This window comes from Streptomyces sp. cg40, from assembly GCF_050320165.1.
GTDB lineage: Bacteria > Actinomycetota > Actinomycetes > Streptomycetales > Streptomycetaceae > Streptomyces > Streptomyces hokutonensis.
This window is the reverse complement of sequence record NZ_CP190128.1, coordinates 4,149,461-4,164,501: the sequence shown is the minus strand read 5'-3', so window position 1 is coordinate 4,164,501 and position 15,041 is coordinate 4,149,461. Positions and strand designations below refer to the sequence as shown.

General features: G+C 70.4%; 17 protein-coding genes. 6 read left to right on the top strand and 11 right to left on the bottom strand.

Features of this window, described 5'->3' with window-relative positions:
* Nucleotides 1–102: 102 nt before the first annotated feature.
* From ACQHII_RS18255 to ACQHII_RS18235, 5 genes are all read right to left on the bottom strand, one after another.
* Nucleotides 103–486, bottom strand: a complete 384-nt coding sequence (locus ACQHII_RS18255) for a hypothetical protein (protein ID WP_427925341.1) — start codon at nt 484–486, stop codon at nt 103–105.
* 2 nt (nt 487–488) lie between these two features.
* Nucleotides 489–764: a DUF4291 family protein gene (locus ACQHII_RS18250; protein WP_427920299.1), complete on the bottom strand. Its 276-nt coding sequence runs from the start codon at nt 762–764 to the stop codon at nt 489–491.
* Nucleotides 765–829: 65 nt separating this feature from the next.
* Nucleotides 830–1,279, bottom strand: coding sequence for a DUF4304 domain-containing protein (locus ACQHII_RS18245; protein ID WP_427920298.1), 450 nt, complete (start codon nt 1,277–1,279; stop codon nt 830–832).
* A complete protein-coding gene (gene msrA / locus ACQHII_RS18240) occupies nt 1,272–1,940 on the bottom strand; it encodes a peptide-methionine (S)-S-oxide reductase MsrA (protein ID WP_427920297.1) in 669 nt (222 codons plus the stop codon). The genes ACQHII_RS18245 and msrA overlap by 8 nt, the downstream gene beginning before the upstream one ends.
* 131 nt (nt 1,941–2,071) lie before the next feature.
* Nucleotides 2,072–3,190 carry a hypothetical protein gene (locus ACQHII_RS18235; protein WP_427920296.1) on the bottom strand — a complete coding sequence of 373 codons (1,119 nt, stop codon included), beginning with the start codon at nt 3,188–3,190 and terminating at the stop codon, nt 2,072–2,074.
* 127 nt (nt 3,191–3,317) lie between these two features.
* Here ACQHII_RS18235 and ACQHII_RS18230 point away from each other — a divergent pair, with 127 nt between their 5' ends.
* Nucleotides 3,318–4,472: a cystathionine gamma-synthase gene (locus ACQHII_RS18230; protein ID WP_019072828.1), complete on the top strand. Its 1,155-nt coding sequence runs from the start codon at nt 3,318–3,320 to the stop codon at nt 4,470–4,472.
* Between the two features lie 9 nt (nt 4,473–4,481).
* Here ACQHII_RS18230 and ACQHII_RS18225 read toward each other — a convergent pair whose 3' ends face one another.
* The 3 genes from ACQHII_RS18225 to ACQHII_RS18215 form a co-directional block, all read right to left on the bottom strand.
* Nucleotides 4,482–4,730: a hypothetical protein gene (locus ACQHII_RS18225; RefSeq protein ID WP_019072827.1), complete on the bottom strand. Its 249-nt coding sequence runs from the start codon at nt 4,728–4,730 to the stop codon at nt 4,482–4,484.
* Between the two features lie 25 nt (nt 4,731–4,755).
* Nucleotides 4,756–5,259 (bottom strand): sigma factor-like helix-turn-helix DNA-binding protein, encoded by a 504-nt coding sequence (locus tag ACQHII_RS18220; protein WP_427920295.1) that lies wholly within the window; start codon nt 5,257–5,259, stop codon nt 4,756–4,758.
* A gap of 119 nt (nt 5,260–5,378) precedes the next feature.
* On the bottom strand, nt 5,379–5,876 hold the full coding sequence (locus ACQHII_RS18215; protein ID WP_427920294.1) for a MarR family winged helix-turn-helix transcriptional regulator: 498 nt from the start codon (nt 5,874–5,876) through the stop codon (nt 5,379–5,381).
* A 163-nt stretch (nt 5,877–6,039) separates the two neighbouring features.
* Here ACQHII_RS18215 and ilvA point away from each other — a divergent pair, with 163 nt between their 5' ends.
* The 3 genes from ilvA to ACQHII_RS18200 all read left to right on the top strand — a co-directional run bounded on the left by ilvA (nt 6,040) and on the right by ACQHII_RS18200 (nt 9,327).
* Complete coding sequence (ilvA, locus tag ACQHII_RS18210) at nt 6,040–7,269, top strand: threonine ammonia-lyase (RefSeq protein WP_427920293.1); 1,230 nt, start codon at nt 6,040–6,042, stop codon at nt 7,267–7,269.
* 172 nt (nt 7,270–7,441) lie between these two features.
* The gene (locus tag ACQHII_RS18205; protein ID WP_427920292.1) at nt 7,442–8,473 is read left to right on the top strand and encodes an ATP-binding cassette domain-containing protein; all 1,032 of its coding nucleotides are present in this window, start codon (nt 7,442–7,444) and stop codon (nt 8,471–8,473) included.
* On the top strand, nt 8,470–9,327 hold the full coding sequence (locus ACQHII_RS18200; protein ID WP_200712180.1) for an ABC transporter permease: 858 nt from the start codon (nt 8,470–8,472) through the stop codon (nt 9,325–9,327). The genes ACQHII_RS18205 and ACQHII_RS18200 overlap by 4 nt, the downstream gene beginning before the upstream one ends.
* 97 nt (nt 9,328–9,424) lie before the next feature.
* Here ACQHII_RS18200 and greA read toward each other — a convergent pair whose 3' ends face one another.
* Complete coding sequence (greA, locus tag ACQHII_RS18195) at nt 9,425–9,925, bottom strand: transcription elongation factor GreA (RefSeq protein ID WP_381243444.1); 501 nt, start codon at nt 9,923–9,925, stop codon at nt 9,425–9,427.
* Nucleotides 9,926–10,093: 168 nt separating this feature from the next.
* Nucleotides 10,094–10,492 carry a DUF4307 domain-containing protein gene (locus ACQHII_RS18190; protein ID WP_427920291.1) on the bottom strand — a complete coding sequence of 133 codons (399 nt, stop codon included), beginning with the start codon at nt 10,490–10,492 and terminating at the stop codon, nt 10,094–10,096.
* 157 nt (nt 10,493–10,649) lie between these two features.
* On the opposite strand from ACQHII_RS18190, the gene mca reads away from it, so the two are divergent.
* Both mca and ACQHII_RS18180 read left to right on the top strand, forming a co-directional pair.
* Complete coding sequence (mca, locus tag ACQHII_RS18185) at nt 10,650–11,513, top strand: mycothiol conjugate amidase Mca (protein ID WP_427925340.1); 864 nt, start codon at nt 10,650–10,652, stop codon at nt 11,511–11,513.
* The gene (locus ACQHII_RS18180; protein WP_427920290.1) at nt 11,506–11,751 is read left to right on the top strand and encodes a hypothetical protein; all 246 of its coding nucleotides are present in this window, start codon (nt 11,506–11,508) and stop codon (nt 11,749–11,751) included. The genes mca and ACQHII_RS18180 overlap by 8 nt, the downstream gene beginning before the upstream one ends.
* A gap of 22 nt (nt 11,752–11,773) precedes the next feature.
* On the opposite strand, the gene ACQHII_RS18175 is transcribed toward ACQHII_RS18180, so the two are convergent.
* Nucleotides 11,774–14,977: a tetratricopeptide repeat protein gene (locus ACQHII_RS18175; protein WP_427920289.1), complete on the bottom strand. Its 3,204-nt coding sequence runs from the start codon at nt 14,975–14,977 to the stop codon at nt 11,774–11,776.
* Nucleotides 14,978–15,041 lie beyond the last annotated feature (64 nt).

Sequence of the window (15,041 nt, the reverse complement as noted above, 5' to 3'; positions counted from 1 at the left end):
GGGGACGTCATCAGCACTCGGCAGCTCAACTGACGCAGACGGGCTCCGGCCCGGCGGTGAACGGCGTTGTCGGCTTGCCGCTCAGGCGTGAGCGGTCGGTCTTTACGTGGCCAGTGCGGGCTGAGGACGGGTGTGCCGCGATGGTCGCCGCCGCCGAGGACAGGCGCGTACTTCACCACCCGGTCCACGCCTGATTCCCGGTGGGCACGGGCGTCGTGGCGGTTGCCGGGCAGTGGCGTTCGGCCGCCACGGCCAGTCGGGCGTTGGCGTCGATGACCATCTGTGGTTGGTGCAACAGCGGTGGTTCCTACTGGAAGCGGCCACGCTCCTGTCGCGGGTCGGGACCAGGGTGCCGTCCACGGCCAGGACCGTGTCGGCCGGGTGCCTGCGCCGGACCGGGGCCGAAGCAAGAAGTGGAGCGATGTGATCCATGACCCGGTCCGCTTCCGACTTCGAGATCCCGAACGGAGGCCCCAGCTGCCGCATCGTCAGGTTCGTCCGCCAGTACGCCGCCACCAGCAATACGTGGTCCGCCAGAGGCAGGGCCTACGGCCGGCCGCCGATGGGCTTGCCTCCAACCTCGACGCCGCACGAGCGCCACGAGCTTGCGGAACTGCCGTCCACGGCATGCGCCCGCGCTTCCACGCGCCGGTGAAACGGCCCTCACGAACCGCGGGCAGACCGATTTCGGGGGCGTACGCCTGATAGACGGTGACCGTGCTGTCCGAGCGGATCACACGGATCTGGCGGTGCGGTTGTTCCATGGGGTTCAGGGTGGGGGTGAGTGGGGGCGGGGCACTGGTTTACCGCTGGTGTTCCGACTCGGCGGTCATGAACGCCGTTGCTCCCGAATGGCTGGGAGCGCGTACTCCGTCACCACGGTGATGACACCACGGGCAACGGGCCCCGGGTCGGTCGTGGCCGAGATGGTCCACCAAGTGTCGCGCTTCGCGGGAAGGAGTTGGCCTATGCGGCGGTGCCAGGCAGCGGGACCGTACACCGTGTTCGGGCTGGGGCGGGCGGGCAGGTGCGGCTGACTCCTGCGGGCCCGGGCCCAGCCGAGCTTGTCGGCCACGGTCACGTTGAGAGTGAACTCGACCCGCCCCGCGGTGTTGTGCGTGGACTTCTGGAAGCCTATGAGAGCCCAGGTTTCGAGATGGGGCAGCTCGTACGTCTGCCCCGACCCCTTGAAGCCCAGCGCGCGCAGACCGGGAGCGATCCGTGCGCGCATCAGCGTGGTGAACGCCTCCTGCGCCGTGGGCGCCGAGCGGTCAGCCATCGATCCGCGCCACACCGACCGGACAGGACACCCCCGTCCCCCCGATCCCGCAGTACCCCGCCGGATTCTTCGCCAGGTACTGCTGGTGGTATCCCTCCGCCGGATAGAACACCCGCCCCTCCGCCGGCAGTATCTCCGTGGTGATCGTCCTGAAGCCCGAGCGCGTGAGGACCTGTTGGTAGGCCGTGCGGGAGGCTTCCGCGGCGGCTGACTGGGCGGGGGTGTGGGGGTGGATCGCGGAGCGGTACTGCGTGCCCACGTCGTTGCCCTGGCGGAAGCCCTGCGTCGGGTTGTGGGACTCCCAGAACGTCTTCAGCAGCTTGTCGTACGAGATCAGCTCCGGGTCGTAGACCACGCGGACCGCCTCAGTGTGGCCGGTCAGGCCCGAGCAGACCTCCTCGTAGTGCGGGTTCTCGGTGTAGCCGCCCTGATAGCCGACCAGGGTCGTCCACACCCCCACCGGGAGCTGCCAGAACTTGCGCTCGGCACCCCAGAAGCAGCCCATCCCGAAGTCGGCGATCTCCAGGTGCTCGGGGTAGGGGCCGAGCAACGGGGTACCGAGGACGACGTGCCGGTCGGGGACCGTGAACATCCGCTCCGGCCGGCCTTGCAGAGCCTGCTCGGGGGTCGGTAGCTGGGGCGTACGGCTGTGCAGGAACATGCGCTCTCCCAACGGGCCCCGGGGTGAGTCCGAGTCCGAACTGTCAACGGGTGGGGCGCATCGAGAATTCCGGTCCCGCCTTCGCAGACGGCGGCGGCTGCCCGACCTCGCCGCCCCTGAGGCCCCCGCCGTCAGTGCGGCAGGCTCGCCGGACTCCCGCCGTTCGCCTCGTACCCCGCCACCGCCAGCGCCCGGTACACCGCGAACTCCGCCGCCGGGTCGGGCGACAGCGTCCACGGGAGGGCTCCGACATGGCCGTCGATGTGTATGAGCTGGTTCATCGCCTCGGACCAGCGCTCCGCGCGGACCAGGAAGAAGACCAGCAGATGGCGGACGTGCGCCAGCATCGGGTCGTCGGGGCGGGCCGCGTGCACGGCGAACAGCGCGCCGTGGATCGCCTTCTCCACGACCTCGCTCTGGTAGAAGCTGCTGACCAGATTCACCTCGGGGAGGTGCTCGAAGACCGCGAAGAGCGGCATCGCGGCGAGGAGGGAGCCCTGCGGGGCCCGCGCGGCGGCCGACTCCGCGAACGAGTTCGCCAGCTCGCGCGAGCCGTGCCACTTCTCGCACCAGTAGTGCAGCGCCGCCAGATGCGCCCCCATGTGGGCCGGCGCACGGTCCAGGATCCTCAGCCACAGCTGCTCGAACTCCGGCTGCGGATACGCCAGTCCACGGGCCACCGACAACTCGACGATGTACGGGACCGGGTCACCGGGGGAGAGCAGCGCCGCCTGCCCGCAGGCGTCCTTCGCCTCCTCCATGATGATCCGGAACTCGTCCGTCCCCCGCGTCGACGTACGCCACGCCTGCTGCACCAGGAACTCCGCGTGCACGGCCGCGCCGCCCGCGTCCTTCGGGTGCTCGGCCCGCCACACCCGCAGCCACTGCCCGCCCGGCGTCTCGCTGACCCCGCCGGGCCGCTGCTGCAGCTCCAGCGAGGCGGCGCCCGCGAAGGCCTGCACCCGCTGCCAGCGCAGCTCGCCCGTGATCTCGGTGCCGGCCAGCAACTGCATCGCCGCGCGGTAGTCCTGCGTGCGCTGCACCAGGTCGAGGACGTCCAGCAGGTCCTGGTCGGGGCCGGGCATACGGATGTCCAGCTCCTCCTCGCGCACGAAGCCGTAGGTCGCCGGGTCCGCGGCGTCCGGGTGGCCCGGCGAGACCTGCTCGATCATCCCGCGCCTGCGCCGCAGGTACGGGAGCAGCACGAAACCCATCATGAGCAGCGCCATCAGGACCCAGAGAATCTCCATGCCTCAAGCGAACCAGACGGGTCCGACAATTGGCCAACCCGGCCCACCACCCTGTGGAAAACCCGCGTCGTTCCGCCGAGAGCGTCCGGATCGTCGTTCACTCCGCGAGCGCACTACGCTCGGCCCCATGAGCGACAGGCACATCAGTCAGCACTTCGAGACCCTCGCGATCCACGCGGGCAACACCGCCGATCCCCTCACCGGCGCGGTCGTCCCGCCGATCTACCAGGTCTCGACCTACAAGCAGGACGGCGTCGGCGGTCTGCGCGGCGGCTACGAGTACAGCCGTAGCGCCAACCCCACCAGGACCGCCCTGGAAGAGAACCTCGCCGCCCTCGAGGGCGGTCGCCGAGGTCTCGCGTTCGCGTCCGGACTGGCGGCCGAGGACTGCCTGTTGCGTACGCTGCTCAGCCCCGGCGACCACGTCGTCATCCCAAACGACGCGTACGGCGGCACGTTCCGCCTCTTCGCGAAGGTCGTCTCCCGGTGGGGCGTCGAGTGGTCGGTCGCCGACACCAGCGACCCGGCGTCGGTACGGGCCGCCATCACCCCGAAGACCAAGGTCGTCTGGGTGGAGACCCCCTCCAACCCGCTGCTCGGCATCACGGACATCGCCGTCGTCGCGCAGATCGCGCGGGACGCGGGCGCACGGCTCGTCGTCGACAACACCTTCGCCACGCCCTACCTCCAGCAGCCGCTGGCCCTCGGCGCGGACGTCGTCGTGCACTCCCTGACCAAGTACATGGGCGGCCACTCGGACGTGGTCGGCGGTGCGCTGATCGCGGCCGACGAGGCGCTCGGCGAGGAACTGGCGTACCACCAGAACGCGATGGGCGCGGTCGCCGGCCCCTTCGACTCCTGGCTGGTGCTGCGCGGCGCCAAGACGCTGTCGGTGCGCATGGACCGGCACAGCGAGAACGCCACCAAGGTCGCCGACATGCTCACCCGGCACGCGCGCGTGACGCGCGTTCTCTACCCGGGCCTCCCGGAGCACCCCGGCCACGAGGTCGCCGCCAAGCAGATGCGGGCCTTCGGCGGCATGGTCTCCTTCCAGGTCGAGGGCGGCGAGGAGGCGGCCGTCGAGGTCTGCAACCGCGCCAAGGTGTTCACGCTCGGCGAGTCCCTGGGCGGCGTCGAGTCGCTGATCGAGCACCCGGGGCGCATGACGCACGCGTCCGTCGCCGGTTCGGCCCTGGAGGTCCCCGGCGACCTCGTCCGCCTCTCCGTGGGCATCGAGAACGTGCAGGACCTCCTGGAGGACCTGCAGCAGGCGCTCGGCTAGGGCCCGCTCTCACCAGTTGGACAGCGGTGGAGTCGTCTCCGACGGCGGCTCCACCCAGGGATGGACCATCAGCGCCCACACGGTGAACGCCACCACCGCAGCGCACATCAGCATCCACATCAGCCGCCGGGCGGCCCTGCGGCGGCGCAGCATCCTCCCGCCGCGGCGCAGCACGTCCGCGTACAGCTCCGGCGGCACCTGCGGCGGAGTCCGCTCCATGATCCGCCGTACGGCCGCCTCCCGCTCGGGCCTGTTCACGCGCGCGTACCCCCGTTCGGCGACCTCATGACGGTGCCACCTTGGCGCCCGCCACCTTCGATGCCGGGGAGCGCGGCGGATGCAGCAGCCTCGCCGTCGCCCGCTCGCAGATCGTCCGCACCCGTTCCGTGGGCAGCCCGAGCAGCGCGGCGGCCTGTTCCTCGGCGACCCCCTCGTACAACCTGAGGACGACGATCAGCCGCTCCTGGGGCGCGAGGGCGCCCAGCGGGCTGTCGGGGTGGGGGCGGGCCCGGCCGAGGCCGCCGTACTGGTGCCAGGCCGCGCGGGCGAAGCGGCTGGCCAGGTACTGCCGGGCACGGTCGTAGGGGTCCTCGCCGCGCAACCGGTCCCAGCACGCGTAGGTGTGGGCCAGCGACAGCGTCAGCAGGCGTCGCGCGCGCGGGTTGTCGTCCGTGGCCTCCGCGGTGAGCAGGGTGGCGGCATGCAGCAGCCGCCCTGCCGCGCCCGCGACGAACGCCTCGAACTCCCGGGCCCGGCGGGCGCCCTGGGACACCTGCCGTTCGCGCACCTAGCCCTCCCCCTGATGGCTCCGGTCTCATCTGAGGCCAGGGCCGTCGTGAGGTCAAGAGTTCGGTACGAAGGGGCGGGAGTCGGGCACCACGCGCGTGTGCCCCACGAGCCGAAGGGTCAGGAAGCGGGCGACGGCTCGTTGCCCGGCATCGCCATCCGCGCGGAGAGGGCGCTGTTGAAGCGTGTGAGGAGCGTGCAGAACGCCTCGCGCTCCTCCGGCGCCCAGTCGTGTGTCAACTCGTCCATCAACTGACGCCTGGACGACCGGACTTCCTCCAGTCGCGACTGCCCGCGCGGGGACAGCTGCAGCACCACCGCGCGGCCGTCCTCGGGGTGCGAGGTCCGCTTGACGAGCCCGGTGTCGACGAGCGGCGCCACCTGCCGGGTGACCGTCGAGGAGTCGATCCCCATGCTCGCGGCGAGCGCCTTGACGCCCATCGGGCCTTCCTTGTCGAGGCGGTTGAGCAGCAGATACGCGGCGCGGTCCATGGAGTTGCGCACCTGTCCGACTCCGCCGAGCCGGGTCTGTTCGGCACGGCGCGCGAAGACCGCCACCTCGTGCTGCAGCGTGTCGAGGAGACCGGGTTCACCGACGGTCGTCATGTCCATCGACATTTCAGGTGTTGTGGGCATGGCCGGGGGCTCGCTTCATGAAGGGGGTGCTGGGTTGGGGGACAGGGTAACGGGCTGGAAGGCGGCCCGTACCGGCGCTGCGCAAACCAGTCTCGGAGCTTGGTCACAGCCGTGGCGTGCGCCTGTGAACTGCGATGCTTGAGTCATGAGCTACAGCACGGCTGACTCCTTGCGACCCGTCACCCTCGACGATGTGCGCGGCGCCCAGAAGATGCTCACGGGCGTGGCGCGGGTGACCGCGATGGAGGGCAGCAGGCACCTGACCCAGCTCGTCGGCTCACCGGTGCACTTCAAGTGCGAGAACCTCCAGCGCACGGGCTCCTTCAAACTGCGCGGCGCCTACGTCCGTATCGCCGGACTCCTCCCCGAGGAACGCGCCGCCGGTGTCGTCGCCGCGAGCGCCGGCAACCACGCCCAGGGCGTCGCCCTCGCCTCCGCACTCCTCGGCGTGCGCTCCACGGTCTTCATGCCCAAGGGCGCACCCCTGCCGAAGATCAGCGCCACCAAGGAGTACGGCGCCGAGGTGCGCCTGCACGGCCATGTGGTCGACGAGACGCTGGCCGCCGCGCAGGAGTACGCCCATGAGACGGGCGCGGTGTTCATCCACCCCTTCGACCACCCGGACATCATCGCGGGCCAGGGCACGGTCGGCCTCGAGATCCTGGACCAGTGCCCCGAGGTGCGCACGATCGTCGTCGGGATCGGCGGCGGCGGACTCGCGGCCGGTGTCGCGGTCGCCGTGAAGGCGCTGCGGCCCGACGTGCGGATCGTGGGCGTGCAGGCGGCCGGCGCCGCCGCGTTCCCGCCCTCACTGGCGGCCGGACGCCCGGTGTCGATCCGGAACCCGGCGACGATGGCCGACGGCATCAAGGTCGGCAGGCCCGGCGACGTGCCGTTCGGGATCGTCGCCGATCTCGTGGACGAGGTCCGCACGGTCACCGAGAACGAACTGTCCACCGCGCTGCTGCTGTGCCTGGAGCGGGCCAAGCTGGTTGTCGAGCCGGCGGGTGCCAGCCCGGTCGCGGCGCTGCTGAGCGATCCGCGTGCCTTCGACGGACCGGTCGTCGCGCTGCTGTCCGGCGGGAACGTCGACCCGCTGCTGCTCCAGCGCATCCTGCGCCACGGCATGTCCGCGCAGGGCCGCTACCTGGCCGTGACGCTGCGGCTGACGGACCGGCCGGGGGCGCTCGCGACGCTTCTCGGGGTGTTGTCAGTGGTCGACGCTAACGTCCTGGATGTGAGCCACGTCCGGACCGACCCACGGCTCGGGCTCACCGAGGTGGAGGTCGAGCTGCACCTGGAGACGAAGGGGCCGGTGCACTGCGCCGAGGTCGGCCAGGCCCTGCGCGACGCGGGGTACACGGTCATCGACTGAGGTCAGGCCCGTTCGTCACCTGTTCCGTCACTCGTTCGAGAAAATCTGTTGAGAGACGCGATACATCGCGTTATGGTGTGTCTCGTGTCGCCGTTCCTGTGAAAAACGGGAGGCGGACCATCACACGCAAACCTAGGCTTTTCGAAGAATCCCCGACGACGTGGAGACTGATATGCCAGGCGCCATCTATGCCGAAGGTTTGGTGAAAACCTTCGGCGACGTGAAAGCTCTGGACGGCGTCGACCTCGATGTCCCCGAGGGCACCGTGCTGGGCCTGCTCGGGCCCAACGGCGCGGGCAAGACGACCGCCGTCCGCTGTCTGACCACCCTCCTGCGACCCGACAGCGGCAAGCTGACCGTGGCCGGCCTCGACGTGCTCAAGCAGCCCAACGAAGTACGGCGTTCCATCGGTCTCTCCGGCCAGTTCGCCGCGGTCGACGAATACCTGACCGGCAGGGAGAACCTGCAGATGGTCGGCCAGCTCTACCAGATGAAGGCCAAGGCCGCGAAGGCCCGGGCCGACGAACTGCTCGACCAGTTCAACCTCGTGGACGCCGCCGACCGCACGGCCAAGACCTACTCCGGAGGCATGCGCCGCCGGCTCGACCTCGCGGCGGCCCTGGTCGTCTCCCCGCCCGTGATGTTCATGGACGAGCCGACCACCGGCCTCGACCCGCGCAACCGCCAGATGCTGTGGGAGGTCATCAAACAACTCGTCTCCGGCGGCACGACCCTCCTCCTGACCACGCAGTACCTCGAAGAGGCCGACCATCTCGCGCACGACATCGCGGTCGTCGACCACGGCAAGGTCATCGCCCGAGGCACCTCCGACCAGCTCAAGGCCCGCACCGGCGGCGAGCGCGTGGAGGTCGTCGTGCACGAGCGCGACCACATCGAGATCGCCTCCGCCCTCTTGGACAAATACAGCCTGCGCGGCTTCGGCAAGGGCGACACCGCCGTCGAGGAGCACATCCGCAAGATCACCACGCCCGTTTCCGGCGGAGCCAAGCTACTCGCCGAAATCATCCGCGAGCTGGACACCGAGGGCATCGAGATCGACGACATCGGCCTGCGCCGCCCCACCCTCGATGACGTGTTCCTCTCCCTCACGGGCCACCTGGCCGAGGAGAAGACCGAGGACAGCGGCGCGGACACCACCGCCGACGCCAAGGACCGCAAGCACAAGAAGGAGGCCGCGAAGTGAGTGCCGTCACCGACGCCGTGCCGGTCGCGGCACCGAGCAGCGCGCTGGGCCAGTCCGTGCACGACTCCCTGGTCGTCGCCAAGCGCAATTTGATCAGAATGTCCCGGATTCCCGAGATGGTGATCTTCGGGCTGATCCAGCCCATCATGTTCGTGGTGCTGTTCACCTACGTCTTCGGCGGTTCCATGCAGATCGGCGGCAGCACCAGCGCCACCGACTACAAGAACTTCCTGATGGCGGGCATCTTCGCGCAGACCGTCACGTTCGCCACCGCCAGCTCCGGCGCGGGCATCGCCGACGACATGCACAAGGGCCTCATCGACCGCTTCCGCTCGCTGCCCATGGCGCGCGGCGCGGTGCTGACCGGGCGGACGCTCGCGGACCTCGTGCAGACCGCGCTGACCCTCCTGGTCCTCGCGATAGTCGCCCTGCTGGTCGGCTGGCGGGTCGGCTCGGACGGAGGCACCAACGCCGGCAAGGTCCTGGGCGCCTTCGGCCTGCTGCTCCTGCTCGGGTACGCGTTCACCTGGATCGGCGCCCTGATCGGGCTCACCGTCCGCACGCCCGAGGCGGCCACCTCCGGCGGACTGATCTGGCTCTTCCCGGTGACGTTCATCTCGAACGCGTTCGTGGACACGGGCAACATGACCCCGTGGCTGCGGCACATCGCCGAGTGGAACCCGTTCAGCGCCACCGTGCAGGCCTGCCGGGTCCTCTTCGCCAACCCGGGACAGTCGCCCTCGGACGCCTGGCCCATGGTGCACCCGGTGTGGGCCTCACTGATCTACTCGCTCCTGATCATCCTCATATTCCGGACGCTGGCGGTACGGAAGTACCGCTCGGCGACGGCCTGAGGGGAGACCCGAGACGACACCGGGACGACGCAGCCCCCGGCGCCGCAAGGCGGCCGGGGGCCCGTCGAAGGCGAAACCTCGGAGTCCCGGGGGTCGGTCAGCCGTTGTACGGCTCGGCCTTGAGGATCGTCACCGAGGCCTTCTTGCCGTTGGGCAGCTCGTACTGCGCTTCCTGGCCCACCTTGTGGCCGAGCACGCCGGAGCCCAGCGGGGACTGCGGCGAGTAGGTCTCGATGTCGGCGCTCGCGTATTCGCGCGAGGCGAGCAGGAAGGTCATCGTGTCGTCCTCGTCGCCGTCGAAGGCGATCGTGACGACCATGCCGGGCGCGACCGCGCCGTCCGCCGACGCCGGAGCCTCCCCGACCTTGGCCTTCTCCAAGAGCTGGACCAGCTGCCGGATGCGGAGCTCCTGCTTGCCCTGCTCCTCCTTGGCCGCGTGGTACCCGCCGTTCTCGCGCAGGTCGCCCTCCTCGCGCGCGGCCGCGATCTTCGCGGTGACTTCCTCGCGCGCGGGACCAGACAGGTACGCCAGCTCTTCCTTGAGCTTGGTGTACGCCTCCTGCGTAAGCCAGGTGACGTCTTCGCTGGTCTGGGTCACAGGTGCTCCTCGTAGGTACTGGGAATACAAAGCATCGCCCTACCCAGAAGAATGTTCCTTCATGGAAGGGCGAAACCACGAGCCTAACAATTCAACGGCGTCAGGGGGAGGACATAAGGCATCAGAAATACGTCAACGCAGGTCAAGGCCTACGCAACGAGGGTGATGTCAGTCGGAGTGGCAGCCCAGCAGCTCGGCCGTGGTGCCCCTGGACGTCGTCTTCAGGGTGACGACCTTGTCGATGCGGGTCGCGGAGCCGCCGAAGTGGAAGTCGGCGCGGCCCACCTCGGACTGGTCGGCGGCCTGCGAGCGCAGGGTGCAGTAGCCGCTGGTGCCCGAGTCCTTGTGGACCTCCAGATGCACCTTGACCTCGTTGTCCGAGGCCTGGAAAGTGATCACTTCGGCGCTGATCTTGGCCTCGACGACATAGTGGTAGGCGAAGTAGCCGACCAGGGCGACGAGGACCGCCGCGAGAACGGCGCCGGCGATCCTGAGCTTGTGGTCGGCACGCTCGTCCGACGAGGTGCCGTAGCGGCCCTCGGGCAGTCGCGTACTCGCCGTACTCATGATCGTCCTCCCGGCAAGGGGCTCAAGGGGCCTCCGAAACCGGCCCCCGGAATTTTTCGCCTCCCGATTCGGTCACTATAGAAGCCGCCGATCGCACCCCAGGACACCGGGGCGCCGACTTACTGAGGATTGAGTCTTGACTGACCAGCTGCGACTGATGGCCGTTCACGCGCACCCCGACGACGAGTCGAGCAAGGGCGCGGCCACCATGGCGAAGTACGTGTCCGAGGGGGTGGACGTGCTGGTCGTGACCTGCACGGGCGGGGAGCGCGGCTCCATCCTCAACCCGAAGCTCCAGGGCGACAAGTACATCGAGGAGCACATCCACGAGGTACGCAAGAAGGAGATGGACGAGGCCCGCGAGATCCTCGGCATCAAGCAGGAGTGGCTCGGCTTCGTCGACTCGGGGCTGCCCGAGGGCGACCCGCTGCCGCCGCTGCCCGAGGGCTGCTTCGCGCTGGAGGACGTCGACAAGGCGGCCGGCGAGCTGGTGAAGCAGATCCGCTCCTTCCGCCCGCAGGTGATCACCACCTACGACGAGAACGGCGGCTACCCGCACCCCGACCACATCATGACCCACAAGATCTCGATGGTGGCCTTCGAGGGCGCGACCGACGCCGAGAAGTACCCGGAGTCGGAGTGCGGCCCGGCGTACCGGCCGCAGAAGCTGTACTACAACCAGGGCTTCAACCGGCAGCGCACCGAGGCCCTGCACAAGGCGCTCCTCGACCGGGGCCTGGAGTCTCCGTACGGGGACTGGCTCAAGCGGTGGGACGAGTCCGGGACGATGCGGGACCGCACGCTGACCACGCACATCCCGTGCGCCGAGTTCTTCGAGATCCGTGACAAGGCGCTGCTCGCGCACGCCACGCAGATCGACCCCGACGGCGGCTGGTTCCGGGTCCCGATGGAGATCCAGCGGGAGGTCTGGCCGACCGAGGAGTACGAGCTCGCGAAGTCTCTGGTCGATACGTCCCTCCCCGAGGACGACCTCTTCGCGGGCATCCGCGACAATGCCTGATATGAGCTCAAGCGCAGCCCTGGCAATGACGCACCTGGTCCCCCTCGCCGAGGTCGACGAGAACAAGGTCACCCCCGGCGTCCTCGGTTTCATCGTCTTCGCGGTGATGGCCCTGGCCGTATGGGGACTGATGAAGTCCATGAGCAAGCAGATGAACAAGGTCGACTTCAAGGAGGCCCCGGACCCGCAGGCGGAGTCCGAGGCCGCCCCGGCCGCATCCAAGGCCAAGCAGGGCTGACCGGGCGGGCGCGCGGGGGTGCTCAGGGCCGGTCCGGCACCGCCACCCCCATCACCTCACGGGCGTGCCGGCTCGGCACCATGCCCAGCCGCCACGCCTGCCAGCCCGCCTCCAGGTTCACGCCCCGCTCCAGCAGCAGCTGGTACGCCTCCACGTAGTCGTCGAGTTTCTCGTCGCGGTAGGGGTGCCGGGTGAGGGCGAGCTGCGCCAGTTCCTCCTGCGCGACCGCCGTGCCGACCTCGACGCCGCCGGGGGCCGCGTACGGCAGGAGCGTGGAGCGCAGGAAGCGGGCCCAGTCCTCGCCGCGGTGGTCGCCGTACGAGGTGAACAGGCCGAGCGCCTCGTCGCACAGGGTCAGCGCCTGTGCGGTACGGGCGTTGCCCGCGTCGACCACCGCGAGCTCCAGGCAGGTCCACGCCTCGCCGTGGGCGACGCCGATGCGCTGGAAGTCGGCGCGGGCGTCGACGAGGAGCTGGCGGGCGAAGCCGGAGTTGCGCAGCGAACCCGTCTGGGCGGCGCGCTGGTCGCGGGTGACGCGGGCGGAGTGGTGCCGGGCGCAGGCCAGGCCGTAGACGTCCCGCATGCGGGAGAACATGGTGCGGGAGCGTTCCAGTTCGCGTACGGCCAGGTCCAGGTTGCCGGTCTCCTCCAGGGCCTGGCCGAGGTAGTAGACCGTCCAGGCCTCACCGCGGGCGTCCTCGTTGTCGCGGTGCCGGGAGGCGGCCGTGCGCAGGCCGTCCACCGCCGGGGACGGATCGCCCGCGACCAGCCGGGCCCGGGCCAGCTGGGTGAGCGCCCAGGCCTCGCCGCGGGCGTCGCGGGTACGGCCGTAGAGGCCCAGGGCGGTGGTCAGTTCGGACTCCGCGCGGGGTATGTCGCCCATGCGCAGGCCGAGTTGGCCGAGCTGGAAGTGGGCCCAGGCCTCGCCGTGCACGGACTCGCCCGCGCGGTGCAGGACCAGGGACTCGGTCAACAGCCGCATGGCTTCGGGGAGCCGGGCGCGGTCGCGCTCGACGGCGGCCAGGGCGTGCATGGTCCAGGCGCGGTCCGTGGCCAGTTGGGGCGGGGCCTGCAGGTCGAGGGCCTCGCGGAGTTTTGCTGCCGCCTCGGTGAGGTTGCCCTGGTGGTGCAGGGTGATGCCGAGGGAGCAGAGGGCGCGCGCGGCGCCGGCGTCGTGGTGGGCCTCCATGTAGAGGTCGACGACGGAGGTGAGGGTGGTGCGCGCCTTGTCGAGTTCGCCGAGCTGCCGGGCCGCGATACCCGTGCGCCACTGCACCGACCGGACGAGCAGCCCCTGGTCGACGGCCTGCGCCAACTCGCTGATCTCGCCCAGCCGGTAGAGGTCGCCGCGCAGCAGGCAGTAGTCGCACAGCGCACCGAGCAGATTGAGTACGGCGCCCTGGTCGACGCCCTCCGCGTGCCGCAGCGTCGAGGTGATGAAGCTGGACTCGTCGTCCAGCCAGCGCAGCGCCTCGTCGAGCGAGGTGAAGCCGTGCGGTCCGAAGCGGTCCGAGCGCGTCGACATGTTGCCGTCGACCAACCGCAGTACGGAGTCGGCGAGTTCGGCGTAGTTGACGATCAGCCGCTCCTGCGCCGCCGTACGTTCCGAGGACTCCTCCTCGTCGAGGAGGCGGGCCTGGGCGAAGGCGCGGACCAGGTCGTGCAGACGGTAGCGGGTGCCGCGGACGTGGTCGAGGAGGCCCGCGCGGGAGAGGGCGACCAGGTGGCGGGTGGCCTCCGTCTCGTCCGTGGCCAGCAGGGCGGCGGCCGCCGCGGCGCCGAGCGAGGCCCGGCCGGCCAGCGCCAGTCGGCGCAGCAGGGTGCGGGCCGGGTCGGACTGGTCGGTGTAGCGCAGCCACAGCGCCCGCTCGACGGGCTCGACCGGGCCGTACGCGCCCAGATCCGTGGCGAGTTGGCGGGGCGAGCGCGGTCCCAGGGACGAGCCCGCGATCCGCAGCGCCAGCGGCAGCCCGCCGCACAACTCCCTGATCCGCTCGTCGGATTCGGCGTCGTAGGGCCCCGAACCGTCCTGCGCCACGGCGCCGAGCAGCTCCTCCGCACCCGCCGCGTCGAGCGCGTCCACCGGCAACTGGTGCACCCAGGCGGCGAGTTCGGCCGGAAGATCGAGAGGCTTGCGGGCGGTCACCACGACCAGACTGTCGGACCGCTCGGGGACCAGGGTGGCCACCTGCCCAGGATCGGAGGCGTCGTCCAGGACGATCGTCACCGGGAGGCCGGTCAGGTGCTGGTGGTACAACTCGCCCAGCCGCCTGACCTGTTGGTCGGGGGAGGAGCGCTCACGGAAGAGCAGTTGCTCGCGGGGCGCGCCGAGCCGGTTCAGCAGATGCAGCAGGGCGTCGCGGGTGGGCAGCGGGGACTCGCCCGGGCTGTCGCCGCGCAGATCCACCACGCACGCGCCGCGGAACTGGTCCCGCAGATCGTGCGCGGCGCGCACCGCGAGGGTGGTGCGGCCGGAACCCGGCGCGCCGTGCAGCACGACCACGGTCGGCCGGGTCTCCGTGCTCGCCCGGGCCGCCTGCACCAGCTGCCGGATCCGCGCCAGCTCCGCCCGCCGACCGGCGAACGCCCCGACCGGCTCCGGGAGTTGACCGAACGACTGCTCCAGCACACTCCGTCTGCGCGCCGCCGCGCTCTTGTCCGTACCGCGCAGCTGCGGTCCCGGCTTCTTCGTCGGCCCGGTGGAGGCGGCGAGCACCCGCTGCTGATCCAGGAAGGGGCGGATGCCCCGCACCTCCAGGGCCGTCAGCCACTGCAACCTCAACTGCTCGGGCCCGCCAGGCTGGTTGGCGGCACCGGCCCGGTGATGCGCGGCGGGCAGATGCGAGGCGGTCACTTTCACGACGGTCGCCGCCGCACCGACGACACCGACGGTCACGCCCGCGCCGAGCGCGGTACCGGCGCCGGTACCGAGGGTCAGATCGGCCACGACAGCCGCCACGGCGGCAACACCCGCCACCAGCAAGGGAGTTCCACCGCCCTCCCTGGCGTACCGCTGCCCGAAGGTGAGCTGCCCGGCCGCCGCCTCGTCGAGCGCGCCCGTATAGGCCGCGTACTCCTCCGCCGCCGTCTCCGCCATGGCATCCAGCGCGGCCCGTGACCGCGCCAGCAGCACCGGCGCCTCGACGCGCCCGCCGGAACGCCGCACCTCCTCCTCCACGGCCCGAGCCAACAGCCGCTCGGCATCGCTCCGATGGCTGTCCCGCATGTCGCGCCCCCTCCGACGGCAACTCCCTGGCCTATGAGTGTCCTTCGGGGGAGACGAGAGCGCG